Consider the following 23961-nt stretch of genomic DNA (forward strand, 5'->3'; position numbering starts at 1 on the left):
GAGATGCCGCGGCGCCGGAAAAAGGGGCGGCCGCCGAGCGCCCCCTTCAGGCCGCGGCCGGCGTCCGTACAGGATGGGAAGCGAACGGACGAGCGGGAGAGGCGGCGAACGCGGATGGCGACCGACCTGATCACGAGGGCGAGGGCCGGGGACGGCGAGGCGTTCCGCGAACTGACCGAGCCGCACCGCAGGGAGCTGCAGGTGCACTGCTACCGGATGCTCGGGTCGTTCCAGGACGCCGAGGACGCCCTCCAGGACGCCCTCCTCGACGCCTGGCGCGGGCTCCCCGGGTTCGACGGCCGCGCCTCGGTCCGCACCTGGCTCTACCGGATCGCCACGAACCGGTGCCTGAGCACCCTCCGGTCGGCCGCCCGGCGCCCGGCCAAGGCCTGGGACATCCCGGGCGTCGAGCCGCCCGAACCGACCCGGCTCGGCGAGATCGTGTGGCTGGAGCCGTTCCCCGACGCGCTGCTCGACGGCGCGCCCCCGGTGCCGCTCGGCCCCGAGGCCCGCTACGAGCGGACCGAGTCCGTCTCGCTGGCCTTCGTGACCGCGCTCCAGGCCCTGCCGCCCCGCCAGCTCGCCGTCCTCGTCCTGCGCGACGTCCTCGGATTCCACGCCGACGAGGTCGCCGGGATGCTGGACACGACCGTCGACTCGGTCAAGAGCGCCCTCAAGCGGGCGCGCGCCGGCCTGCGGGACCGGCGGCCCGCGCTCACCGCCGCCGAACCGCCGCCCGCCCCCGGCTCGCCCGCCGAGAACGCCGTCGTGGCGGACTTCGTCCGCGCCTGGGAGGCCGCCGACATCGGCGCGCTGGTGGCGCTGCTGACCGACGACGCGTTCGTGTCGATGCCGCCGCTGCCCTTCGAGTACGAGGGCCGGGACGTCGTGGCGGGCTTCTGCGCCGGGCTGTTCGACGCGGGCCGCAGGTTCGAGCTCGTGCCGACCCGCGCCAACGGACAGCCGGCGTTCGGCAGCTACCTGCGCTCTCCGACCGGGGCCCGGCACGGGACCGGCCTGTACGTCCTCACCCTCGCGGGCGCCCGGATCCGCGCCATGACCCGCTTCGAGAACGGCGTGCTCCCCTCGTTCGGCCTGCCGCGCTCGCTCCCCGCCCGTCGGCCCCGCGAGTAGCCGCGCCCGGCTCAGCGCGACGCCGGCGCGGCCCGGGGAGCGAGCAGGGCGCGGCGGTCCGCCCAGGCGGTGAGCGAGGCGGCGATGACGTCCGGACGGTCCTCCGGGGCGTGGTGGCCGGACGGGCCGCCGTGCTCGATCTCCAGGTTCGCGATGTTCTCCGCGCACCACCCGGCCACCTCGGGGGTGATCGCCAGCGTCGGGGACGAGTCGAACGTGATCAGCAGCTTCGGGACGTCGTCGCTGGTGGCGAGCCATTCGTCGTAGGCCTCGACCCGCGCGACCACGTCGGCGGGCTCGCCCTCGACCGGCATCGACCGCGCCCACTGCAGGATCGGGCGGCGGCTCTCCGGCGTGGGGTACGGCTCCAGGTAGGCCCGGATCTCGTCGTCGGCGAGCGGGGCCAGGACGCCGCCGGTGAACGCCGTCCTCACGAAGAAGTCCGTTCCGAGCACCAGCTCCTCGCCCTCGGGTCCGCGGATCTTCGCGGTGCGGGCGCGCGGTGCCTCGCCCAGCTCGTCCCAGGTCATGGGCTTGACGATCGTCTCGAAGAAGGCGACGCCGCGCACCCGTCCGGGATGCCGCGCGGCCCGGTCGAACGCCAGCGCGCCGCCCCAGTCATGGCCGACCAGCACGACGTCGTCCAGGCCCAGCGCGTCGAACCAGGCGTCCAGGTAGCGGGCGTGGTCGTCGAACCGGTAGGGCACGTCGGGCTTGCCCGAGCGGCCCATCCCGATGAGGTCGGGAGCGAGCAGCCGCCCGCCCCCGCCCATCGCGGGCAGCACCTGCCGCCACAGGCGCGACGAGCCGGGATTCCCGTGCAGGAACACGACGGGCGCCCCGTCCCCGACCTCCTCGTAGTACATCGTCGACCCGAGCACATCGACCACCGGCATGGCGTCCTCCTCATTTCATTGGCATAACCAACGTTGGTCATGCCAACAAAGTACAGCGTTGGTTATGCCAACGCAATGCCGTCAGAGGCGTGAGCGCGGCGCGGAAAATCGGTCGACTTCGGCTGATGTGCTCCGTACTGTGCGGAGCATGTTCTTCGCGGCCGGCACCCGGACGCTCGCAGGCGACAGCCTGCTGAGCGCGGTGCCGGCTGCCTTCCTTTCGGCAGCGGCAGCAGCGACCGTCGACGACGGCGTCCGACGCTGACCCCTCTCCGTCCTGCCTCCGGAGAACCAGCGGAGGGGGGTGGTCCAGGCGAACGCGGCAGGCCCGGCATGGGCCCGTGCCACGCGGGTTCTCACGTTCGGATCATCGTGAGGACGGCAAGATCATGGCGAAGAAGTTGTACGAGCGGGACAAGCCGCACCTGAACATCGGCACGATGGGGCACGTCGACCACGGCAAGACGACCCTCACCGCGGCGATCACCAAGGTGCTGGCCGAGCGCGGGCTGGCGTCCGCCGTGCCGTTCGAGGGCATCGACCGCGCCCCCGAGGAGCGCGACCGCGGCATCACCATCAACATCGCGCACGTCCAGTACTCCACCGCGACCAGGCATTACGCGCACATCGACATGCCCGGCCACGCCGACTTCGTGAAGAACATGATCACGGGGGCGGCGCAGGTGGACGGGGCGGTCCTCGTCGTCTCGGCGCAGGACGGCGCGATGCCGCAGACGCGGGAGCACATCGTGCTGGCGCACCAGGTCGGCGTGCGGCACGTCGTCGTCGCGCTGAACAAGGCCGACATGGTCGAGGACACCGAGCTGCTCGACCTCGTCGAGCTGGAGGTGCGCGAGCTGCTCGGCGAGTACGGGTTCCCCGGCGACGAGGTGCCGGTGGTGCGGGTGTCCGGGCTGAAGGCCCTGGAGGGCGACCCGTACTGGACGGCCCGGATCGGCGACCTGCTCGACGCGATCGACGCGTACGTGCCGGTACCGGACCGGGTGCTCGACAAGCCGTTCCTCATGCCGGTGGAGGGCGTGCTCACCATCACCGGGCGCGGCACGGTCGTGACCGGCGTGGTGGCGCAGGGCTCGGTCCGGGTCGGGGACGCGGTGGAGGTCGTCGGGCTCGGCGAGTCGTTCGGCACGGTCGCGACGGGGCTGGAGACGTTCGGCCAGTCGATGGACCACGCCGAGGCGGGCGACAACACCGCGGTGCTGCTGCGCGGCGTGCGGCGCGACCAGGTGCGGCGCGGCCAGGTGGTCGCGGCGCCGGGCGCGATCCGCCCGCACACCCGGTTCCGGGCGCGGGTCCGGGTGCTGACGGCGGCGGAGGGCGGCCGGAGCGGGCCGTTCTTCCACGGGTACCGGCCGCAGTTCCACTTCCGCACGACGGACGTGGTCGGCGGCGTGGACCTCGGCGGTGAGGGCGGCATGGCGATGCCGGGCGACTCCGTCGAGATGGCCGTCGAGCTCGGCCGGCCCGTCGCGATGAGCGAGGGGCTCGGGTTCGCGATCCGGGAGGGCGGCCGGACGGTCGGCGCCGGGACGGTCGTGGAGCTGCTCGGCTAGGGCGGCGGAGGAGGGGTCCGGCGGGCCGGTGACGGCCCGCCGGGCCCCTCCTTTTGTCGACTTGTCGTTTCTTGATCACGTCCTTGCTTCGGGGCGTCCGGAATTGCGGCCCGAAGCGTGACCGGACGATCGCGAATCGCTGGCGGACAAGATCGCGATGTGGTGGGATCTCTCCCAACAACCCCGCTGATTTCCCCCTGATGGAGAACGTGTGCGAGCCCCCCGCGCTCTGATTCCCCTGCTCTCGGTCTGCGGAGCCGCCGCCGTCGTCACGGCCGCGGGCGTCGGCGCCGATATCGACGGACTTCCGGGCGGCGGCCCGGCGCACGCGGACGGCGCCGTCCGCAAGCCGCCCCCCAAAGCGACGGTCACCGCGCTGACCTGGAACGTCTGCGGCACCGCGGAGCCCGGCTGCCCGCTCGGCGCCCGTCCCGCGGAGCTCGCCAAGCGGGTCGCCGACCAGCTGCACACCACCGAGGTCGGCGGGCGCAAGGTCCGCGCGAACGCCGCGTTCCTCCAGGAGATCTGCTCGGGGCAGGTGGAGGCGCTGAAGAAGGCGTCCTGGTTCGCGTCGTGGAGCTGGGAGTTCGCCGCGTACCCGGACGGCCGGGCCTGCGCCGGCAACCAGGGGAGGCCCGGTGTCGCGATCGGCGCGCGCGCGGCGCTGACCGGTGCGCGCCCGACGCGGCTGCCGTCGCCGTCCGGGAACCGGCGCGTCGCCCTGTGCGGTGAGGCCGCGGCGTGGCGGACGCGCCTGTGCGTCACGCAGTTCAGCTCGCCCGCCGAGGACCCGCAGGGCGAATGGCGCCGCAAGCAGGCCCGCGCCTACGCCGACCTTGCGGGCACGGGCACGCGCGTCATCGCGGGCGGCGACCTCGCGGCGACGCCGGAGAACGCGGCGCTCGACCCGCTGTACCGCGCCTACGCCGAGTGCGACCAGTCCGGGACGGCGCGCACCGGCGGGAAGACCCTCCAGGACTGGAAGGGCACCGCCCTGGAGAAGGACGACTACCTGTTCATCACCAAGTCCGCCACGGCCTCCTGCTCCGTTCCGGCGAGCGCCACCAAGGCGTCGGATCACCGCCCCCTCTCGGCGGTGATCCGCTTCCGCTAGTGGACGCCGCGGTCGCGGCCCTGCCAGTAGGGGGCGCGTAGCTCCCGCTTGAGGATCTTGCCGGTGGGGTTGCGGGGGATCGCGTCGCGGCGCTCGGCCGACGTCGGGCACTTGAAGTGCGCGAGGCGCTCGCGGCAGTGGTCGATGAGGTCCTGCTCGGGGACGTCCTCGGACAGCACCACCAGGGCCTTCGGCGTCTCGCCCCACCGCTCGTCGGGCACCCCGACGACCGCGCAGTCGGTCACCGCGGGGTGCCCCATCAGGCAGTTCTCGATCTCCGCGGGGTAGATGTTCTCCCCGCCGGAGATGATCATGTCCTTGACGCGGTCGTGGATGTAGAGGTAGCCGTCCTCGTCGAGGTAGCCCGCGTCGCCCGTGCGGAACCAGTTGTCCTCCGACAGCGCGGACGCGGTCGCCTCCGCCATCCCCCAGTAGCCCTTCATGTTCTGCGCGGTGCGGCAGACGATCTCGCCGACCTGCCCGGGCGGCAGGTCCTCGCCCGTCGCCGGGTCGACGATCCGCAGCTCGCAGCCCGCGTTCGGCAGACCCGCGCTGCGCAGCCGGCGCGCGTCCGGACCGTCCGGGTCGTGGTCCTCGGCGGGCAGCATCGTGATCGCGCCGGTGACCTCCGTCAGCCCGTACACCTGCATGAAGTCGGTGCCCGGCAGCATCGCCATCGCGCCGCGCAGCACGTCCTCGCTGATCGGCGACGCCCCGTAGAGCATCAGCTTCAGGCTGGACAGGTCGCACGCCGTCACCTCGGGGATCAGCGGCATGAACTGCAGCAGCACCGGGACGAGGAAGATGTGCGTGACGCGGTGCCGCTCGATCGCCCGCGCGATCTCGGTCGGGTCGGGCTCCCGGCTGATCACGCCGGTGATGCCGTTGTAGACGACCGAGACCGTCAGCACGTTGCCCGCGACGTGGTACATCGGCATCGCGACCATCAGCACGGTGGAGTCGTCGACGTCCCACGCGTCGTTGGTGACCTCGAGCGCGGCGCGGAAGTTGTCGTGGGTGAGCATCACGCCCTTGGGAAGGCCCGTGGTGCCCGACGAGTAGAGCTGCACGAACACGTCCGATGTCGCGCCCTCGTACGCGGGCGGCTCCGCGCCGGCGGCGCCCGTCCAGGCGGCGTAGTCGAGGTGGGCGTGCCCCTCGCCGCCGATGACCACGGTGTGCGTGGTGTGCTCGAGCTTCCCGGCGATCGCGTCCAGCACCGGGACGAACTCGGGCCCGACGATGAACACCTTCGCCGCCGCGTTGTTGACGATGTAGGCGACCTCGTCGGGCGCGAGCCGGTAGTTCACGGGAACCTGGACGGCCCCGATCCGCGCCGCGCCGAACAGCTGCTCGGCGTACTCCAGCGAGTTCTTGTCGAGGATCGCGACGCGGTCGCCGCGGCCGACCCCGGCGGCGGCGAGCGCGGCGGCGGCCCGGTCGGCGCGCCGGTCGAACTCGCGGTAGGTGAGGCTCGTGTCGCCCGCGACGTAGGCGACGCGGTCCGGCTGCGCCAGCGCCCGCTCGCGCAGCATGTCCGTCAGACCGGGCACGGTAGGTCCCTTCGCCGATGACCGCCTGGTTGTCCCGGCATCATGCGGTCATCGGCGAAGCCCCGGCAAGAGGGGCGCGCTACCTGCTTCGGGCCATCTTGGACACGAGGGTCACCGCGAGGACGACGATGACCGCGACGAACCCGATGAAGAAGAAGAACTTCAGCATCGAGATGATCGCGCCGATCACCGTCATCAGCAGCCAGATCGCGAGGACCACGCCGACAATGGTCAGGATTGTCTTACCCATGCCCCTCACCGTATGCGGTCATGGCGGGCGAGGCATCACCCTTCAGTACGAAGAGGTCCCTGGTACTTCCGGACGTCTCATGGGGGTCAACCCTGAGGTCCGCCCAGGGATCCACCCGGAGTGACGTCGGGGGGCGGCGGCGCGTTGTAGGGCTGCCCGGTGGGCGGCGGAGGCTGGCTGCCTGGGGGAGGGCTGCCCGGCGGCGGCGCGAAGGCGGGCTGGCCGGCGGGCGCACCGTAGGGCTGTCCGGGCGGCGGCATGGGCGGCCGGCCCGGGTAGGGCATCCCCGGCTGTCCGGGCTGCCCCGGCTGCGGCTGGCCGTATCCGGCCGGTTGCGGACCCGTCCACGCGGGCGGCCGCTGCTGCGCCGGCCCGAACCCGCCGCTCAGCGCGACCCGCAGCGCGGCGAGCCCGCCGGCGATCAGCACGGCCAGCAGCTCGTACGCCACATACTTGTTGAACTGGAACTTGAAGATCGCCTTCCACAGCGCGTCCGGGACCGTCTCCTGGCCGATCAGCCAGGCCAGGACGGTGCCGATGCGCCCGCCGACCTCCATCACGATGAATCCGGAGACCGCCGCGAGGATCGGCGGCACCGGCCCGCGCGGGCGGCACAGCATCAGCCCGAGCGCGGTGACGAGCCCGCCGAGCGCACAGATGAGCAGGAAGAACCCGGTCGAGGCGCGGAAGCTCAGCAGCTCCGGGGACGGGTAGGCGCGGAAGGTCGTGAGGACGGTGACGACCCCGGTGGCGACCGCGCCGCCGACCAGGACCATCGCTATCGCGCCGCCCATGGGGGTCGGAGGACGAGACTGGGACATTCGCCCATTAAAGCGGTCATCGTTCGCGGACGCAGGTCGATCCTCCGCGCGGAGCCCGATCCCTTACGGAGTGATGACGGAAGGGGCGGAACCGGCGCGCGCGCACGTAGCGTGAACGGATGCGAAGCCCCCTGGCGAGCCCAAGCCCCCTGGCGAGCCCATGGCCGCGGTGAACCGATGAAGGACCACGCCGGACGGGTGCTGGTCGTCGACGACGACCCGACCGTCGCGGAGGTCGTCGCCCGCTACCTCGCGCGCGACGGCCACGACGTGGAATGCGTCGCCGACGGCCCCGCCGCGCTGCGCCGGGCCCAGGACGACCCGCCCGACCTGGTCGTCCTCGACCTGATGCTGCCCGGTATGGACGGCCTGGAGGTGTGCCGGCGGCTGCGCGAGACCTCGGCCGTCCCGGTCGTCATGCTGACCGCGCTCGGCGCGGAGCAGGACCGGCTCGTCGGCCTGGAGACCGGCGCGGACGACTACGTGACCAAGCCGTTCAGTCCTCGGGAGCTGGCGCTGCGCGTCCGGTCGGTGCTGCGGCGCGCGCGCGGAGCGCTCGTCCCGGCCGTCCCGGCGGGCCCGCTGCGCGACGGCGGCCTGGTCGTCGACGTCGGCGCGCACGAGGCGGGCCTGCACGGCGCGCCGCTCGCGCTCACCTCCCGCGAGTTCGACCTGCTGGCGTTCCTGATGCGCCACCCGCGCCGCGCGTTCACCCGCGACGAGCTGCTGGAACGCGTCTGGGACTGGTCGTTCGGGGACTCCTCGACGGTCACGGTGCACGTCCGCCGGCTGCGCGAGAAGATCGAGGACGACCCGACGGCGCCGCGCCGGATCGTCACGGTGTGGGGCGTCGGCTACCGCTACGAGCCCGCCGCCCCCGGGGAGGCGGACCGGTGATCCCCTTCGCCGACCTGCTGTGGGTGGTCTTCTACGCGGCGCTCGCCGCGCTGGTGGTCGCGGCGGCCGCGCTCGGCCTGCTGCGGCTGCTGCGCGCCCGCTCGGTGGCCGTCCAGCTGGCGGTCGTCGCCGCCGCGACCGTGCTCGCGACGGTCTCCGGGATCCTCGTGATCTCGTACCTGATGCTGATCAACGACCATGACCGGTCGGTCGTGCTGGCGGTCGCGGTGTCCGCCGGGCTGGTCGCGGCGGCGGTGTCGGTGCTGCTCGGACGGCGCCTCGTCGCCGCGAACCGGGTGCTGGTCGAGGCCGTCCGCGCGGACCGGTTCCGGCCCCCGGCGGCGCCGCTGCCCGCCGAGCTGGCGGAGCTGTCGCGGGAACTGGAGGCCGCCTACGACCGGCTCGCCGCGGCGCACGAGCGGGAGCAGGCGCTGGAGGCGAGCCGCCGCGAGCTGGTCGCCTGGGTCAGCCACGACCTGCGCACCCCGCTCGCCGGGCTGCGCGCGATGGCGGAGGCGCTGGAGGACGGCGTCGTCGCCGACGGCCCCACCGTCCGCCGCTACCACGGGCGCATCCGCGTGGAGGTCGAGCGGCTCGCCGAGATGGTGGACGACCTGTTCGAGCTGTCGCGCATCCACGCGGGCGCGCTGCGGCTGTCGCGCGAACGCGTCGGGCTCGCCGACCTGGTCGCGGAGGCGGTCGCGGGCGCCGAGGCGCTCGCCCAGGCCAAGGGCGTGCGGATCAGCGGGGACGTCCGCGCGGGGCTGCCCGTCCACGTGGACGCGGGCGAGCTCGGGCGGGCGCTGCGCAACCTGGTGGTGAACGCGATCCGGCACACCCCGGGCGACGGCGCCGTCGAGATCACCGGGGAGGTCAGCGGCGGCGAGGTCCGGGTGACGGTGGCGGACGCCTGCGGCGGCATCCCGGAGGCCGACCTGCCGCGCGTGTTCGACGTGGCGTTCCGCGGCGAGGCGGCCCGCACGCCGGGCGGCGGCGCGGGCCTCGGCCTGGCGATCGCGCGCGGCATCGTCGAGGCCCACGCGGGCGAGATCGGCGTCGCGAACGCGGGCCCCGGCTGCCGCTTCGAGGTCCGCCTCCCTCTGCTCGCCTGACCGGCGCCCGGCGCGGAGCGGAAGGCGTTGGTCAGGCTGCTCTTGCCGGGGGTGTGGGGCCCCGCAAAGGCACTGGCTGCCGCCTGAGGGCTAGTCGAGGGTGTCGTCCATGGCGCGGAAGGTGGGGCAGGGCCAGCGCCACATGCAGGCGCGGCAGCGGCGGATGGGGCTGTCGGGGTCGCTGGTGATGCCGCCGGCCTCCTGCGGCCGGTGCAGGTCGAGGATGCGGGCGCCGAGCTCGGCGAGCGCGATGACCTCGTCCCGGGCGCCGGCGAGGAACGCCAGGTCCTCGCGGGTGAGCCGGGCTTTGACCGGGACGAAGCCGTCCCGGTTCACCAGCCGGGACAGGTACTGCGTGGACGTCCGCCACGAGGTGGACTTCGCGGAGCGCGCGCGGATCGCGTCCAGGCGCTCGCGCAGCCGCGTGTGCCGCGGGTCGGTCAGTCGGTCGGCCTTCACGTGCCGCGCACCCCCCAATGCCGCTGTTGCACGGGGTCAGCCTTCCCTACTCGGGACGTCCGCGAAGGGCGAACGAGGGAGTTCCCGTACGGCGGCCCCAAGGGGGTCGAGGGCGGGGCGCGGCGCCCGCCCGAACCCGAAACCGTGACATCACGGTGTGTAGTTCCCAAAGCGTATGGGTGTCGCGGAACGGCGCCGCGCCACGGACACGCCCGCGCCACACGCGACTTGGCGAACTGTCTGGCTCATGGCCCGGAGTCGAGATAGTGTGCCGGACGTGGAGCTAAATGTCTCGACCGCGTCTCAGGGAGGTCACGCCGTCGTCACAGCGACCGGCGAGCTGGACCTGTACACCGCGCCCAGGCTGCAGGCCGCCCTCGCGGGGCTGCTGCGCGGCCCCGTCGACCGGATCGTGGTCGACCTCGCCGGCGTCGAGTTCTGCGACTCGACCGGCATGAACGTGCTGCTGTCGGCGATGAAGCGGATCAAGGAGCAGGGCGGCTCGCTGGAGCTGGCCGCGCCGCGCCCGGCCGTGAAGCGGATTCTGCAGGTCACCGGGCTCGACACCGTGTTCACCGTGACCGACGACGCGGCGCCCGCGCTGGACTGATCGGCCGCCGGTCGTCCCGCCGTCGCCGGTCGTTCACGGTGGCATGCCCGCGCGCCGACTACGATCGCGGATATGCAGGAGGCGGATACGCAGGGTGTAGCGGTGATCATCCCGGCCAAGGACGAGGCCGACCGCATCGCGGCCACCGTCAAGGCCGCGCAGGAGCTTCCCGGGGCCGACCTGATCGTCGTCGTCGACGACGGCTCGTCCGACCGCACCGGGCCGGTGGCCGCGCAGGCGGGGGCCCGGGTGGTGCGGCACGCCCGCAACCGGGGCAAGGGCGCCGCGATGGAGACCGGGGCCGAGGCCGTCCGGCTGCTGGACGAGGGCCGCGACGGGCCCCGCCACCTGCTGTTCCTGGACGCCGACCTGGCCGGGACGGCGGCGGACGCGGCGCCGCTGGTCGCGCCGGTGCTGGCCGGCGAGGCCGACATGACGATCGCGGCGTTCTCCTCGACGGTGAAGCTCGGCGGGCACGGGTTCGTCGTGCGGCTGTCCCGGGACGGGATCCGCCGCGCCACCGGCTGGGAGGCGACGCAGCCGCTGAACGGGCAGCGCTGCCTGACCCGCGCCGCGTTCGACGCCGCGCTCCCGCTCGCCGCCGGGTTCGGCGTGGAGACCGGGCTCACCATCGACCTGCTGCGCAAGGGGTTCCGGGTGGCGGAGGTGGAGGTGCCGCTCGCGCACCGCGCGACCGGCACCGACTGGCGCGCGCAGCTGCACCGGGGCCGGCAGTTCCGCGACGTGGCCAGGGCGCTGGCCGTGCGGGAGCCGGTCGTGGCCGAGCGGCTCGCCCGCCTGCGCGGCCGCCGCCGGTGACCCGTCCCGGTCCCGCGCGGCCGGAGACCACCGGGCCGGGGACCACCGGGCGGGAGACCACCGGGCGGGGGGCCGCCGGGCCGGGGACGGCCGGGCTGTGGGCGATCGGGGTCTCGCTGTGCTGCTTCCTCGCCACCGCGCTGCTCGGGCCGTCCGCGTTCCAGCCCGCGATGGACGCGCGGTTCGGTGAGCCGCCGTACTCGCTGGACGTCCACCCGTCGCCGTACCTGGTGCTCGGGCTGGTCGTGGTGGGCGTCGTCGCGGGGTCGGCGGGCCTCGGGCTGTGCTTCCTCGCCGTCCGGCGGGGGTGGCGTGTCCGGGCGTTTCCGCTGGTCGTGGCGGGTCTGCTGACGGCGGTCGCGTTCATGTTCATGCCGCCGGTCGGGTCGACGGACCATCTGAACTACGCCTCGTACGGGCGGATGGCGGCGACCGGCCACGACCCGTACGAGACGCGTGCCGTCGACCTGCCGAAGGACCCGGTGGCCGGGGCGCCCGAGGAGTGGCGTTCGACGCCGTCGGTGTACGGGCCGATCGCGACGGGGGAGCAGGCCGTCGCGTCGTGGATCGGCGGCGGCTCGGTGCGGCTGACGGTGTTCGTGCTGTCGGTGTTCAACGTCCTGGCGTTCGCGGTGACGGCGCTGATCCTCTACCGGACGTCCCGCGACGAGGACCGGCGGCTCCGCACCGCGCTGCTGTGGACGTGCAACCCGCTGCTGCTGTTCCATCTGATCTCCGGCGCGCACAACGACGTCCTGGCGATCGCGCCGATGGTAGCCGCGCTGACCGTGTTCGACGCCTGCGTGCTGCGCGGACGGTGGCGGATGTGGGGCGGCGCGCTGGCGGCGGGCGCGCTGACCGGCGTCGGCGGGGCGATCAAGATGCCGGCGGCGCTCGCCGGCGGCGGCCCGGCGTGGGCGCTGCTCCGCGAACTGTGGAAGGGACGCCGGTGGCAGGCGGCCGGCGGGCTCGTCGCGCTCGCGGCCGGCGCCGCCGCGACGGCCGCGACCGCGTACGCGCTCGCCGGTCCGCACGCCCTCGACCAGGTGCACGAGGCGAGCAACATGGTGTCGTTCGCCACCCCCTGGCACCTGCTCGACCGGATGCTCGGCCGCGGCTCGCAGCGCGACGTGATCAAGACCGGTTCGCTCGTGCTCGGGATCGTGCTGTTCCTGCTGCTGGCGCGCGGCCTCCCCAAGGACGACCCGCTGGCGGAGCATCCAGGGCAGATCGCCGAGCGGCGGATGGCCACGGCGGTCGTCCTGGCGTGGCTGCTCGCCGCGCCCTACGTGCTGCCCTGGTACGACGGGTTCGGCTGGGCGCTGCTGGCGCTGCTGCCGCTATCGCGCATCGACTGGATCCTGCTGGCGCACACCGCCGCGCTCAGCCTCGCCTACCTGCCCGCGCGCGCGCCGCAGCGCATCGGGATGCCCCAGGATCTGTCGTGGCTGTTCACCGTCGTCAGGCCGACGGTGATTCCGTGGACGCTGCTCGCGGTGCTCGCGGCCTTGGCTGTTCAGTGCCTGCGTCCAGGTCGATCTCCAGCGAGCGCACCCCGGCCGCCAGCATCAGCGGGGTCGCCAGGCTGAACGCGACCGACAGGATCACCACGCCCGAGTCGTTCGCCAGCGTCCCGATGATGCCGACCGCGAGCGCGCAGATCAGCGCCGGGCGCATCGTCCGGCTGTGCTGATAGGCGCGGTGCAGCAGGGACACCGCCCGCCACCGCGTCGGCCGCGCCAGCACGAAGAACAGGAACACCAGCGCCGCGGCCAGCGCCAGCGTGAACGGCCAGTACCCGAGGCTGTTCAGCATCGCGTCGAACTTGCGGGTGACGACGTCCCAGGCGTTGCCGTCCATCAGGTCCTGCCAGAACCGGCCCATGTGGGTGGGGTTGGCGCTGCGCGAGTTCCACCACGAGATCGCCAGCACCAGCGCGACCCCGGCCACGCAGAACGCGCCGAGCTTCACCGGCGACACCCGCTTGCCGGTGATCATCATGCCGAGCATCGCGAACGCGGGGGTGATCGCGATGACGCCGCCGAAGTCGCTGCCCCAGGCGGGCAGGCCGTCGACCGCGACGGTGAGCAGCCCGATCGCCGCGACGATCCCCAGCGCCGCGAGCTTCGCGCGGCGGGTCGCGCCGGCGAGCCCGCCGGGGTCGGGGTCGGCGCGGTGGCGCAGCGGGTACTCGCACACCCACGCCGCCGTCAGGATCGCCGCCACCGCGAACAGCGCGAACGCCTGGTTGCCGAACCCGTAGAAGCGCCCGGCGACCAGCGCCGTGTACCCCATCAGCGTGTTGAGCTGCAGCGACGAGCCCGTCATCACGTCCAGCGCGAGGACGGCGGCGGTGACCGCGGTGATCACCAGGCCGGGCATGAACGCCGAGCGGCGCCACGGGCCGGCGAGGGCGACGCCCGTCATCAGGCCCGCGAAGCCGAGCACCGTGCAGATCAGCACCGGGGTCGGGTGCGCGGCCCGCCACCACGGCATCAGCCCGGCCAGGAACGACGCGCCCGGCACCGCGCCGCCGAGCAGCGCGATCACCCGCGTCCCGCCCAGTATCCGGGCCCGGGACCGCGGGTCGTTGCCGAGCCGCCGCAGCGCCAGCGCCGCGATCCCGTACAGGACGAGCTGCGTCGCGAACAGTACCCAGTAGAACGAGGTCTGGACGGCCCGGATCGCCTGCGCGGCGACGTCCTCGTCCTCCAGGGCGTCGACGCGCTTGGCCGTCGAGTCGCCGGAGTGCTCGGACCGCCACGCGGACCCGACGGCCTGCTGCGGCTCCTTGAGCCCGAGCTGCTGGAACGCCGTGGACGTCAGGTCGGTCAGCGTGACCAGGCCGTCCTGCCGGGTGGCGCTGGAGGTGAGGAGGCCGGTTCGGTAGCCGCCACCCTTGGCGACGGCGACGCGCAGGTGCGGGTTGACGCCGGTGTCGGACAGGCCCGCCACCAGGACCGTCGTCCCGGCCGGGACCTGGCTCAGCACCTGCGCGACGCGCCGGTCCGCGGCGGACGCGGCGGCGGCGCGCTTGCCGTCGGACACGGGGACCTGGTCGCCGTGCGGGTCCACACCGGCGTTGATGTAGGCGCGGAACACCTCGTCGACGTCGACCGCGGCGAGCCGGCAGCGCGCCCAGTCCGCGGGGGTCGCCTTGTCGGTGGACGGGACGTAGCGGTCGACGCGGCCGCCGCCGTCGCCGGCGGCGAACACCGCGCCGGGGCCGACGGCGAGGGTGCAGCCGCCCGCCGCGTGGACGGCGTCGCCGAGCAGGCCGATCTGCGCGTGGTAGCCGGTGCCCGCGTTGTCGCTCTTGATCGCGGGCCAGCCGGGCGCGATGGCGCCGCCGGCGGGCGGCGGGCCCGTGGGCGACGGCTGGCCGGGCAGGACGGGGGTGGGCGGCAGCGCGCAGTCGCCGTGCGCCAGCCGGGCCCGCTGGCCAGCCGACAGCGTCAGCCAGCCGTCGGTCGGGCAGGTGCTGGTCCGCGTCGTCCGGACGCTCAGCCCGGCCGCGGACCCCTCGCGGGTCAGCCTCCACAGCGCCGGGGTCGTCTTGGCGTCGACGTCGCGCCACATCAGGCCCGGAATCCCGATGATCACGACACGGCCGCCGGGCGCCGCACCGCGGGGTGCGGACGGCCCCGTCGCCGCGCTCGCCGCCGACGGAGCGAGCACGGCGGTCAGCAGAGTCACGACGGCGGCGACGAAAATCGCTACATTCGCCCCCCGCTGCGTCATGGCGCTCAGGTTACAAGAGCTTCACCATGGCGCGCCGGGCCTCCGGACGGCGACGGGCCGCCCGGAACGGCGGGCCCCGCAGGCCGCGCCGGGTGCATATCCTTCGGGCTGGGCACCGATCGGGCCCCGGCCCGGAGGGGCCCGATGACGCCAGGATGTGGGGATGCGAGCACTCAGCGGGGGCCGCGGGACGGCCGGCCGGCGCGGCCCGGGCCGGTCGCCGCTTGACGCGCTGATCATGCTGGCCGGCGTCGCCGTCGTGGTGGCCGCCGTCACACCGATCGTCTCCCAGTGGCTGTTCAACCAGCCCGACCAGCGGCTCGTCGACCTGGAGGTCTACCGCGAGGGCGGGCTGGCGGTGCTGCGCGGCGCGTCCCTGTACGACTTCCTGACCGAGCCGCCGCAGCTGCTGCCGTTCACCTACCCGCCGTTCGCGGCGCTGCTCGCCGTCCCGTTCACGCTGATGTCGTGGCGGGCCGCGCAGTGGACGTGGACCGTGCTGATCTACGCCGCGCTCGCCGTCGCCGTCTGGTACGCGTTCCGCGACCTGATCCGCCGCACCGGCCGGTGGGCGCCGCTGACCACCGGGGTGCTGGTCGCCGCGGCGGCCTGGCTCGACCCGGACCGCGACCAGATCCGGTTCGGGCAGGTCGGGGTGTTCCTGCTGGCGATGTGCCTGGCCGACTGCTGCACCCGCTCGCCGCGGTGGCCGCGCGGGCTGCTCGTCGGGCTGGCGCTGGCGATCAAGCTGGTGCCGGGCGTCTTCCTCGTCTACTTCCTGATCACCGGGCGACGGGACGCGTTCGTCAACGCGCTGGCCACCGCGGTGGTGGCGACGCTCGGCGCGTTCGCGGTGCTGCCGCACGACTCGGCGGGCTACTGGTTCGGCGCCCTGCTCCAGGGCGGTGACCGCACCGGCTCCGTCGCCGGGACGACCAACCAGGCGATCAACGGGATCGTCGCGCGGATCATCGACCAGGGCCCCGTCCGGACGGGGGTGTGGCTCGTCCTCGCGCTGGTCGTGGCCTATGCCGGCTTCGGGCTCGCGCGGCGGACGACCTACACCGCGGACGCCTTGGCCGGCGACCGCGTCACCGGGCGGATCGGCACCGATCACTTCGCTGGCACCGATCACTACGCCGGCACCGATCACTGCGCTGCGGCCGACCCGGCGTCCGGTCCGGGGGCCTACACCCTGCTGCTCGCCGGGGTCACGATCACCGGGCTGCTGTCCGTGCTCCTGTCCCCTGTCGGGTGGATTCACCATCTTGTGTGGATGATCCCGGCCATTGGGGCTTTGGTGGGCGATGGGCGAGACACGCGAAGATGTCTTTCCGGCCTGGCGTTCTGGATCTTCTTTCTGTTCCCGCTGCCCTGGTGGGGAGCCCATCTGTCCGGCACCGGACACCCTCCGATCGCCCGTTTCTGGGGGAGTCTGGAGCGTGATTCGTTCGGCCTCGCGGCGATCGTCGCCGTCGTCCTGCTCGGAACCTGGCTCACGAACCGCGTCACGCGCCGGACGGGTCGCGAAGATCCTTCGCAACGGCAGGTCGAGGTGGGTACGCTCGCCACGTGATGCTTGTCGCGGTGGCCGTCGCCGGCCTGGTCGCCGGTGTGGCCGGGCTATCCATCGCGGTGGTGGCCCACAATCGGGTGAACCAGGTCGTCGAAGAGTGCGGCGAAATGCTGAGGCGCCAACTCCAGGTCGCCTCCGGCGAGGTGGACGAACGCGCGCTGCGCGACCTCGCCATCGTGCATTACGACGCGCTCAAGGAAATGTCGGGGCACCGGTCCTTCTCGCTCGCCGTGCTCAACGCCGTCGGTGACGGCGTCGTGCTCAGCTCGATCAACGGGCGCACCGAGACCAGGACCTACGCCAAGGCCGTCCAGGGAGGGCATCCCGTCGAGATGCTGTCCCCCGAGGAGAACCAGGTGCTGCGCGCCGCCCGGCTGGGCAAGGGCCCCATCGTGTCGATGGACGACCCGCTGCCCGACTTCGGCGGCGGCGACCGGGCCCCGTCCGCCCGCACCTGAGACCGCACCCGAGACGGCTCGGCACCCGGCCGAGGGCCGCCCCGCGGGGACTTTACGCGGCGCGAAGTACACTCGTCTCTTCCGGCACCGCAGAAGCACGTGCCCCGCCCAGCCGCGCCCTCGGGGGATCTTCGTGACCGCAGAAACCAGGCCAGAACGCTACGCCTACCTGGGGCCGCAGGGCACGTTCACCGAGGCCGCGCTGATGTCCCTGCCGGGCGCGGCGGGCGCCGAGCAGCTCCCGCTCGCCACCGTCCCCGCCGTCCTGGACGCGCTGCGCCGCGGCGACGCCGACTCCGCCGTCGTCGCGCTGGAGAACTCCGTCGAGGGCTCCGTCCCCACCACGCTGGACGAGCTCGCCACCGGAGAGCCCCTCCGCATCGTCGCCGAGGTCCACCTGCCGGTCTCGTTCGCGCTGCTGGTGCGGCCCGGCACCGCCCTCGCCGACATCAAGACCGTCGCGTCCCACCCGATCGCGCAGCCGCAGTGCCGCCGCTGGCTCGCCGAGAACGTCCCGGACGCCGAATGGCGCGCCGCCACGTCCAACGCCGAGGCCGCCCAGCACGTCGCCGACGGCCACTATGACGCCGCGCTCGCCGGCTCGTTCGCCGCCGCCCGCTACGGCCTCGCCGTCCTCGCCGAGGACATCCACGACGTCGCCGACGCCGTCACCCGCTTCGTCCAGCTCCGCCGCCCCTGCACGCCGCCGCCCTCCACCGGCATGGACCGCACCAGCGTCGTCGCGTTCATCGGCGAGGACCACCCGGGCGCCCTGCTGGAGATCCTCACCGAGTTCTCCGTCCGCGGCATCAACCTGTCGCTGATCCAGTCCCGCCCGACCGGCGCCGGCCTCGGCTCCTACCTGTTCTGGATGGACCTCGAAGGCCACGTGGACGACGCCCGCGTCGGCGAGGCGCTGATGGGCCTGCGCCGCATCTGCGCGGACGTCCGCTTCATCGGCTCCTACCCGCGCGCCGACCGCGTCCGCCCCGAGATCCGCCGCGGCACCCACGACACCGACTTCACCGAGGCCGCCGCCTGGCTCACCACCCTGCGCACCGCCCGCCCCTGACCCGCGGAGCCGGTGACCGAAATGTGATGATCGGGCGGTTCGGCACTGTCAACCGGTAGTGGATCTTGGACGTCTCCTGAGCGTTTCCCGAACGCCACCGGAGAGGCCCTTCCTTGCGCCGAACGTCGTCCCTCCTGGCCGCCGCCGCCCTCGCCGCGACGACCCTGACCGTCTCCACCGCCGCCCACGCGGACGTTTCGGACGCCAAGCTCACCGTCGCCTTCGACCGCCTGGCCGAGGACCGCGTCGCCAAGATCTCACTGAAGGTGACCTCGGCGAGCGGGGTCACGAACGTGACCGCGCATCTGCGCTACCAGTCGTCGACCGCGGATCCGTACGCGACGCTGCAGCTCACGCGGACGCAGGGGACGGACAGCGATGGCGTCTGGGAGGCCGAGTACCGGCCCGACATCACGGTGCGTCCCGGTGGAAGCGTGGTCGACACGGTGATCACCACGGCGGACGGGGCCACGACGACCAGGCGGGCCGGACTCCTCGACTGCTACACGACGACCATCGAGGGCCTGACCGGCAGCCCCTCCGTTGTCGACGCCGACCATCCGGACACGACGCTGCGCGGCCGGCTGATGTTCCGCAAGAGCCGGGACGAGGCGGCGGAGCCGGCGGCGGGCGCCGAGGTGTCGGCGGCGGCCGCGAAGGCCGCGACCGAGGCGGACGGCTCCTTCGCACTGCAGATCAGGGGAGCCGCCACTGTCTACGCGTACGCGCAGGGCCCGCTGTGCTACACGGAGCAGAAGGCTCCGGTCACCGTCACGAAGCAGGCGACCGTGACGACCGCGACGATCACCCCGGCGTCGAGCGTGGGGCCGTTCGGGGATGTGCGGGTGCAGGGCAAGGTCGTCCGGCAGGGCCCCGGCGGTCCCGTTCCGGTCGCCGGTATGGAGATCGCGATCAGTGCGCCGTCCGGCCTGGCCGCTTTCCAGCCCGTCGACCCGAAGACCGGCGCGGACGGGACGTTCTCGGCCTACTTCCAGGCGGGCACCCTGCTCGGAGCGTCCGGCGCGGTGACGGTGGCCACTCCGGGCGACCAGTTCCTCGACGGCAACAGGATCACGGTGGGGCCATTGACGATCCGGAGGGTCTCCGCATTCTCCGGATTCGATGTCGGCCCGGCGCAGCAGCCCTATGGCGACCCGATCGCCGCGCAGGGCCGGTTGTCCATCGAGCCGGATCCCGGCAGCACCGCGAAGTCGCCGGTGTTCCTGGAGTACTCCCTGAACGGCAAGACCGGGTGGACGGTCTGGGAAAAGCAGACGCTGGAAGACCAGGGTGGCTTCTATTCCACCACCGACAGGCCGGTCACCGCGGATGCGTACTGGCGGCTCAGGTATCCAGGCGACGCGCTCACCGCGGCGGCCGTCAGCCCGGTCAAGTACGTCGACGTCAAGTACCGGACGCAGATGTACAACTTCAACGCCTCTCCCGAGCCGGTGAAGAAGGGGAAGGCCATCACGGTCAAGGGCCTGCTCTACCGCTTCATGGACAAGGTGGCGCCCGGTCCGAACGCGCCGGTGACGATCTACTTCAAGCCTTCGGGCTCGTCGAAGTGGACGCAGATGGCCGTGGTGAAGACGGCGTCCAACGGCTGGTTCAGCAAGGCGTTCAAGGCGTCCAAGGACGGGACGTGGATGGCCTCTTACAACGGCAGCGCGAACTACTTCGCGTCCAACAAGCTCAGCGACTACGTGGATGTTCGATGAGCCGCCGCGGGAAGACCGTCAAGGCGTCCCTCGCGGCCGCCGCCCTGACGGCCGCGAGCGTGGTCGCTCCGGCGGCCGCCCATGCGGAGATCCATGACGCCCGGTTGACGTCGGCCTTCGACCGGCTGTCGCACGATCGGGTGGTGACCTTCACGCTGAAGGCGAAATCGTCGGACGGGATCGTCGACGTCGAGGGCGCAGTGCGGAACCCGGCCGACGCCGCGCCCTATGCGGCGCTTTCGTTCACGCTCGTCGACGGCACGAACAAGGACGGCACCTGGCAGGCCACCCTCCAGACCGACGTGGAGCACCATCCCGGCGCGAACATCGCCCAGGCGACCCTCCGGTCCGCCGATGGCTCCACGTTGAGCCCGGCCGCCGCATTCGTCGACTGCTACCTGACGTCCGTCACCGACGTCGAGTACGCGCCGAAGACCATCGACATCGAGCACCCGGACGTGACCTACCAAGGCCGCGTCATGGTGCAGAAGTACCGCGACGAACCGCTCGAACCCGCTGAGGGGGCGACGGTGAAGGCGGGGAACGGCAGTGCCCGCACGGGGGCGGACGGGGGCTTCGCCTTCACCGCCACGAACCCGTCGATGACGGTGACGGTCGCACGGCAAGGGGCCTTGTGCGGTAACTCGGCGTCGGCCCCGCTGACGGTCGTCAAGCAGGCGACCGTGACGACGGCGCGGGTCGTGTCGGTGCGTCCCACGGCCGAGGGGGCCGACGTCACCGTCCACGGCACGGTCATGCGGCGCGGCTCCGCCGGACTCGTGCCCGTCAGCGGCCTTTCGCTCACGGTCGACTACCAGCAGGACACCGCGGGCGGGGCCGCCGCGGCGCCGGCGAGCGGCGACTGGTGGCCGACGACGGGCGCCGACGGGACGTTCGACGCCTCGTTCTCGGCGACCCGCTCGGGCCGGCTGTCGATCGAGACGCCCGGGACGTTCTACCTCACCGGCGGCTCCGTTGATCTCGGGAGGGTGGAGCTTTCCAGGAACGCGCGGATCTCCGGCCCGTCCTTCTCGCCGCGGGGTCCGCTCGCCTACCGCGGGTCGCTGGAGGTGACCGGAACGCTCGCCGGCGACTGGGGCCCGATCGCCGGCGCGCCGGTGTTCCTGGAGTTCTCGACCGACCGCAAGACGTGGACGGGTGCCACGTACAGCAAGACGACGGCCGCCGGCGGCTTCGACTTCTTCACCGCGGACGCGCACACGGAGAAGGACGGCTATTGGCGGGTCCGGTACGCGGGGGACGGGCTCTACAAGCCGCTCGTCACCACTCCCACGTATGTCGACGTGCGGTACGGGACGTCGATCGGCGGGTTCAACGCCTCTCCTGAGCCGGTGAAGAAGGGGAAGAGCCTCACGGTCAAGGGGCAGTTGTTCCGGTACATGGACAAGAAGCTGCCGGGGCCGGGTGCGCCGGTGTCCATCTACTTCCAGGCCAAGGGCTCGTCGAAGTGGACGCAGATGGCCGTGGTGAAGACGGCGTCCAACGGCTGGTTCAGCAAGACGTTCAAGGCGTCCAAGGACGGCACGTGGATGGCCTCCTACAACGGCAGCGCGAACTACCTCGCGTCCGGCAAGCCGACCGACTACGTGGATGTGCGATGAGAATTCGGATGCGCCGGTTGCTGGCGCTTTTCACCGGGCTGGTCACCGTCGCGGCGCTCGCCGTCGCGCCGCCCGCGGAGGCGGCGGACTCGCCGGACCTCCGGTCGGCGCGGGTGCTGTCGCCGGGGGCGACCACGCAGATCGAGGTGGCGGCGAGGTCGCTGAGCGACATCACGAAGGTGCGCGCCGTCCTGCGGCCGTACCTCGGCGGGTCCGAGAGCGTGCCGGTGGACGACTTCGAACTGGTCGACGGCACGACCAAGGACGGCGTGTGGCGGACGAAGTCGCCGGTGACGGTGGCGGAGGGCCGCTGGATGGCGGACATCGAGCTGACGAACGCGACCATGACGCGGACCCTGCCGCGCCGGGTGATGATCGACAACGGGCTGGACAGCGAGATCGCGGACGTGGCGGTCTCGCCGGCCGTGGTGGACGTGGACCATCCGCAGGTGACCTTCCGCGCCCGGCTGCTCGCCAAGAACCCCGACGGCACGCGGACGCCGGTCGCGGGCGCGCCGGTGCACGTCCAGGAGCCGTCCGGGCAGATCGTCACCGTGGTCACCGGCGCGGACGGGCGCGCGGAGGGGACCGCCGACTTCCGCGTGTCCCACGATCTGGCCGTGGTGTTCAACGGCGACTTCATGCACCGGCCGGTGCGGAGCGCGGCGGTCCAGGTCACTAGGCAGCGGCTCAAGACCCGGATCACCTTGGAGATCAAGGGCGGGCTCATCGTCGGAGACACGGTGGCGGTCACCGGCAGGCTCGAGCGGCAGGACCGCGCGGGGGTGTGGGCGCCGCTGGCGGGCAAGCAGGTCGACCTGCAGTTCGACAAGGCGGTCGGCGGCGACTGGCACACGATCGCCTCGCCGAAGACGGACGCGAACGGCGTCTACAGCGTGCCTGTCCTGGTCACCGACGGCGGCGCCTTCGACGCCTCCTTCGGCGACGACCCCGTCGGCCTCCCCGACGACTACTACGCCTACGGGATGTCGTCCGCCAATACGAACGACCTGCAGGTCACGTACCGGACGTCCATCACGGGGTTCGACGCCGATCCCGAGCCGGTCGGCCGGGGCGACATGGTGACCGGGACCGGGCGGGTGCTGTGGAAGCACGCGGACGGCCGGTGGGGCGACGGCCCGGCCGCCGACGTCTACCTGCAGTTCTCCGCGGACAAGAAGAAGTGGACCGACGCCGGCGCGCTGTCCGTCAGCGGTGACGGACGCTTCGACATCCAGGGGCGTGCGACGCGGGACGGGTACTGGCGGACCGTCGTCCGGCCGGACGGCTACCTGGTGGTGCCGTCGACGAGCCCGACCGACTACGTGGACGTCCGGTACCGGACGAAGTTCCTCGACTTCAACGCGAGCCCGGAGCCGGTCGTCAAGGGCCGCACCGTCACCATCGTGGGGACCCTCTATAGGGAGACCACGAAGTGGACCAGGTTCGGCAAGCAGAAGGTGCCGTTCTACTTCCGGCCCAAGGGGTCGACCAAGTGGACGTACATGGGGGCGACCACAGCGGACGGTATGGGCCAGTTCCGCAAGGGCTTCAAGGCGTCCAAGGACGGTACGTGGCGCGCCTACTACGGCGGAGCGTCCGCCTATGTGAAGACCTACAGGGACGACTACGTAGACGTTCGATGAGGGGTCGGCCGCGGTGGCGTACGCTGCCGTCGTGGCCGACTTCGATCTTTACGAGCGCGAGCTGTGGGCCGGGCGCGCCCCCGCGTACGAGCGGGGGTTCGCGCGGATGACGCGGTACATGGTCGGGCCCCTGCTGGACGCGGCGAGCGTCGCGGCGGGGACCCGGGTGCTCGAGGTGGGGACGGGCCCGGGGTTCGTCGCCGCGGAGGCGGTGCGGCGCGGCGCGGAGGTGTCCGCGCTGGACGCCGACCCGGACATGGCCGAGACGGCGCGGCGGAACGTGCCGGGGCTGGACGTGCGGGTGGCGGTGCTGCCGGACGTCCCGTTCCCGGACGGGACGTTCGACGCGGTCGTCGGCAACTTCGTGATCAACCACGTCGGCGCGCCGGACGCGGCGCTCGCCGAGTTGCGGCGGGTGCTGCGGCCGGAGGGGCGGCTCGCGCTGAGCTGCTGGGTGATGCCGGGCGTCGGCGCGCTCGCGGTCGTGCGGGACGCGCTGGAGGCGGCGGGGGTGCCGTGGCCGGACGACATCCCGCCGTCGCCGTTCCTGGAGTACGGCGAGGCGATGGCGTTCCGCCGGCTGGTGGCGGAGGCGGGCTTCGCGGACGTGGCGGTCGAGGAGGTGACCTGGGAGCACGTCGTCGACCCGGAGGAGTGGTGGGAGACGGGCGCGCTGGCCCGGGTCGGCAGCAACGGCGTCGCGGTGAGCCGGCAGGACGCGCCGACGGTCGCGCGGATCAAGGCTGAGTACGACCGGCTGATCGCGGACTACGCGGTGCCGGACGGGCAGGACGGCGCGGCCGACGGGCACGTGGCGCTGCCGGCGCACGCGCTGCTGGCGAGCGCGCGGCACTGAGCAAGGCGGCGGGCGGACCGCGATACTCGC

Annotated in this window: 20 protein-coding genes and 1 pseudogene; 15 read left to right on the top strand and 6 right to left on the bottom strand. The window is 72.9% G+C overall.

Annotated features, from left to right (window positions below; all coding sequences use genetic code 11):
• Window positions 1-114 precede the first annotated feature (114 nt).
• On the top strand, window positions 115-1134 hold the full coding sequence (locus J4709_RS44525; RefSeq protein WP_208251379.1) for a sigma-70 family RNA polymerase sigma factor: 1020 nt from the start codon (window positions 115-117) through the stop codon (window positions 1132-1134).
• Window positions 1135-1145: 11 nt separating this feature from the next.
• Here the strand turns inward: J4709_RS44525 and J4709_RS44530 are convergent, their stop codons facing one another.
• Window positions 1146-2030, bottom strand: coding sequence for a haloalkane dehalogenase (locus J4709_RS44530; protein WP_208251380.1), 885 nt, complete (start codon window positions 2028-2030; stop codon window positions 1146-1148).
• 389 nt (window positions 2031-2419) lie between these two features.
• Here J4709_RS44530 and tuf point away from each other — a divergent pair, with 389 nt between their 5' ends.
• Entirely contained in the window at window positions 2420-3604 is a 1185-nt protein-coding gene (gene tuf / locus J4709_RS44535) for an elongation factor Tu (RefSeq protein ID WP_208251381.1), read from the top strand.
• Between the two features lie 211 nt (window positions 3605-3815).
• Window positions 3816-4718, top strand: a complete 903-nt coding sequence (locus J4709_RS44540) for an endonuclease/exonuclease/phosphatase family protein (protein ID WP_208251382.1) — start codon at window positions 3816-3818, stop codon at window positions 4716-4718.
• Here the strand turns inward: J4709_RS44540 and J4709_RS44545 are convergent.
• The 3 genes from J4709_RS44545 to J4709_RS55215 all read right to left on the bottom strand — a co-directional run bounded on the left by J4709_RS44545 (window position 4715) and on the right by J4709_RS55215 (window position 7342).
• Window positions 4715-6271, bottom strand: coding sequence for a long-chain-fatty-acid--CoA ligase (locus tag J4709_RS44545; protein ID WP_208251383.1), 1557 nt, complete (start codon window positions 6269-6271; stop codon window positions 4715-4717). The genes J4709_RS44540 and J4709_RS44545 overlap by 4 nt on opposite strands.
• A 79-nt stretch (window positions 6272-6350) precedes the next feature.
• The gene (locus J4709_RS44550; RefSeq protein WP_173097526.1) at window positions 6351-6521 is read right to left on the bottom strand and encodes a hypothetical protein; all 171 of its coding nucleotides are present in this window, start codon (window positions 6519-6521) and stop codon (window positions 6351-6353) included.
• A gap of 86 nt (window positions 6522-6607) precedes the next feature.
• The gene (locus J4709_RS55215) at window positions 6608-7342 is read right to left on the bottom strand and encodes a hypothetical protein (RefSeq protein WP_208251384.1); all 735 of its coding nucleotides are present in this window, start codon (window positions 7340-7342) and stop codon (window positions 6608-6610) included.
• 177 nt (window positions 7343-7519) lie between these two features.
• Here J4709_RS55215 and J4709_RS44560 point away from each other — a divergent pair, with 177 nt between their 5' ends.
• Entirely contained in the window at window positions 7520-8239 is a 720-nt protein-coding gene (locus tag J4709_RS44560) for a response regulator transcription factor (protein ID WP_208251385.1), read from the top strand.
• Window positions 8236-9351 carry a sensor histidine kinase gene (locus tag J4709_RS44565; protein ID WP_208251386.1) on the top strand — a complete coding sequence of 372 codons (1116 nt, stop codon included), beginning with the start codon at window positions 8236-8238 and terminating at the stop codon, window positions 9349-9351. The genes J4709_RS44560 and J4709_RS44565 overlap by 4 nt, the downstream gene beginning before the upstream one ends.
• A 90-nt stretch (window positions 9352-9441) precedes the next feature.
• On the opposite strand, the gene J4709_RS44570 is transcribed toward J4709_RS44565, so the two are convergent.
• Window positions 9442-9810 carry a hypothetical protein gene (locus tag J4709_RS44570; RefSeq protein ID WP_208251387.1) on the bottom strand — a complete coding sequence of 123 codons (369 nt, stop codon included), beginning with the start codon at window positions 9808-9810 and terminating at the stop codon, window positions 9442-9444.
• 277 nt (window positions 9811-10087) lie between these two features.
• Here J4709_RS44570 and J4709_RS44575 point away from each other — a divergent pair, with 277 nt between their 5' ends.
• From J4709_RS44575 to mptB, 3 genes and pseudogenes are all read left to right on the top strand, one after another.
• A complete protein-coding gene (locus tag J4709_RS44575; RefSeq protein WP_192809170.1) occupies window positions 10088-10420 on the top strand; it encodes an STAS domain-containing protein in 333 nt (110 codons plus the stop codon).
• 72 nt (window positions 10421-10492) lie between these two features.
• Window positions 10493-11239 carry a glycosyltransferase family 2 protein gene (locus J4709_RS44580; RefSeq protein ID WP_208251388.1) on the top strand — a complete coding sequence of 249 codons (747 nt, stop codon included), beginning with the start codon at window positions 10493-10495 and terminating at the stop codon, window positions 11237-11239.
• A gap of 170 nt (window positions 11240-11409) precedes the next feature.
• Window positions 11410-12213 (top strand): annotated as a pseudogene (gene mptB, locus J4709_RS54190) (polyprenol phosphomannose-dependent alpha 1,6 mannosyltransferase MptB); the annotation flags it as partial.
• Between the two features lie 487 nt (window positions 12214-12700).
• On the opposite strand, the gene J4709_RS54195 reads toward mptB, so the two are convergent.
• Window positions 12701-14980 carry a hypothetical protein gene (locus J4709_RS54195; RefSeq protein WP_232385000.1) on the bottom strand — a complete coding sequence of 760 codons (2280 nt, stop codon included), beginning with the start codon at window positions 14978-14980 and terminating at the stop codon, window positions 12701-12703.
• Between the two features lie 163 nt (window positions 14981-15143).
• Here J4709_RS54195 and J4709_RS44590 point away from each other — a divergent pair, with 163 nt between their 5' ends.
• The 7 genes from J4709_RS44590 to J4709_RS44620 all read left to right on the top strand — a co-directional run bounded on the left by J4709_RS44590 (window position 15144) and on the right by J4709_RS44620 (window position 23931).
• Window positions 15144-16556 carry a glycosyltransferase 87 family protein gene (locus J4709_RS44590; RefSeq protein ID WP_232385001.1) on the top strand — a complete coding sequence of 471 codons (1413 nt, stop codon included), beginning with the start codon at window positions 15144-15146 and terminating at the stop codon, window positions 16554-16556.
• Window positions 16556-17014 (top strand): DUF4446 family protein, encoded by a 459-nt coding sequence (locus tag J4709_RS44595; protein ID WP_208251482.1) that lies wholly within the window; start codon window positions 16556-16558, stop codon window positions 17012-17014. Before J4709_RS44590 ends, J4709_RS44595 begins: the two co-directional genes overlap by 1 nt.
• 133 nt (window positions 17015-17147) lie before the next feature.
• On the top strand, window positions 17148-18086 hold the full coding sequence (gene pheA, locus J4709_RS44600) for a prephenate dehydratase (RefSeq protein ID WP_307802076.1): 939 nt from the start codon (window positions 17148-17150) through the stop codon (window positions 18084-18086).
• Window positions 18087-18199: 113 nt separating this feature from the next.
• Complete coding sequence (locus J4709_RS44605) at window positions 18200-19807, top strand: hypothetical protein (RefSeq protein WP_208251392.1); 1608 nt, start codon at window positions 18200-18202, stop codon at window positions 19805-19807.
• Window positions 19804-21429 (top strand): hypothetical protein, encoded by a 1626-nt coding sequence (locus J4709_RS44610; protein ID WP_208251394.1) that lies wholly within the window; start codon window positions 19804-19806, stop codon window positions 21427-21429. Before J4709_RS44605 ends, J4709_RS44610 begins: the two co-directional genes overlap by 4 nt.
• An 8-nt stretch (window positions 21430-21437) precedes the next feature.
• Entirely contained in the window at window positions 21438-23075 is a 1638-nt protein-coding gene (locus J4709_RS44615; protein WP_208251395.1) for a hypothetical protein, read from the top strand.
• Between the two features lie 31 nt (window positions 23076-23106).
• Window positions 23107-23931 (top strand): class I SAM-dependent methyltransferase, encoded by an 825-nt coding sequence (locus tag J4709_RS44620; RefSeq protein WP_208251396.1) that lies wholly within the window; start codon window positions 23107-23109, stop codon window positions 23929-23931.
• Window positions 23932-23961: the final 30 nt, after the last annotated feature.

Source organism: Actinomadura violacea (genome assembly GCF_017573465.1).
Lineage (GTDB): Bacteria > Actinomycetota > Actinomycetes > Streptosporangiales > Streptosporangiaceae > Spirillospora > Spirillospora violacea.

Bases quoted from the DNA above. Each gene is read 5' to 3' on its own strand.
- J4709_RS44525 (WP_208251379.1), top strand. From the start codon at position 115: ATGGCGACCGACCTGATCACGAGGGCGAGGGCCGGGGACGGCGAGGCG.
- J4709_RS44530 (WP_208251380.1), bottom strand. From the start codon at position 2,030: ATGCCGGTGGTCGATGTGCTCGGGTCGACGATGTACTACGAGGAGGTC.
- tuf (WP_208251381.1), top strand. From the start codon at position 2,420: ATGGCGAAGAAGTTGTACGAGCGGGACAAGCCGCACCTGAACATCGGC.
- J4709_RS44550 (WP_173097526.1), bottom strand. From the start codon at position 6,521: ATGGGTAAGACAATCCTGACCATTGTCGGCGTGGTCCTCGCGATCTGG.
- J4709_RS55215 (WP_208251384.1), bottom strand. From the start codon at position 7,342: ATGTCCCAGTCTCGTCCTCCGACCCCCATGGGCGGCGCGATAGCGATG.
- J4709_RS44560 (WP_208251385.1), top strand. From the start codon at position 7,520: ATGAAGGACCACGCCGGACGGGTGCTGGTCGTCGACGACGACCCGACC.
- J4709_RS44580 (WP_208251388.1), top strand. From the start codon at position 10,493: ATGCAGGAGGCGGATACGCAGGGTGTAGCGGTGATCATCCCGGCCAAG.
- J4709_RS54195 (WP_232385000.1), bottom strand. From the start codon at position 14,980: ATGACGCAGCGGGGGGCGAATGTAGCGATTTTCGTCGCCGCCGTCGTG.
- J4709_RS44590 (WP_232385001.1), top strand. From the start codon at position 15,144: ATGCGAGCACTCAGCGGGGGCCGCGGGACGGCCGGCCGGCGCGGCCCG.
- J4709_RS44595 (WP_208251482.1), top strand. From the start codon at position 16,556: ATGCTTGTCGCGGTGGCCGTCGCCGGCCTGGTCGCCGGTGTGGCCGGG.
- J4709_RS44610 (WP_208251394.1), top strand. From the start codon at position 19,804: ATGAGCCGCCGCGGGAAGACCGTCAAGGCGTCCCTCGCGGCCGCCGCC.
- J4709_RS44615 (WP_208251395.1), top strand. From the start codon at position 21,438: ATGCGCCGGTTGCTGGCGCTTTTCACCGGGCTGGTCACCGTCGCGGCG.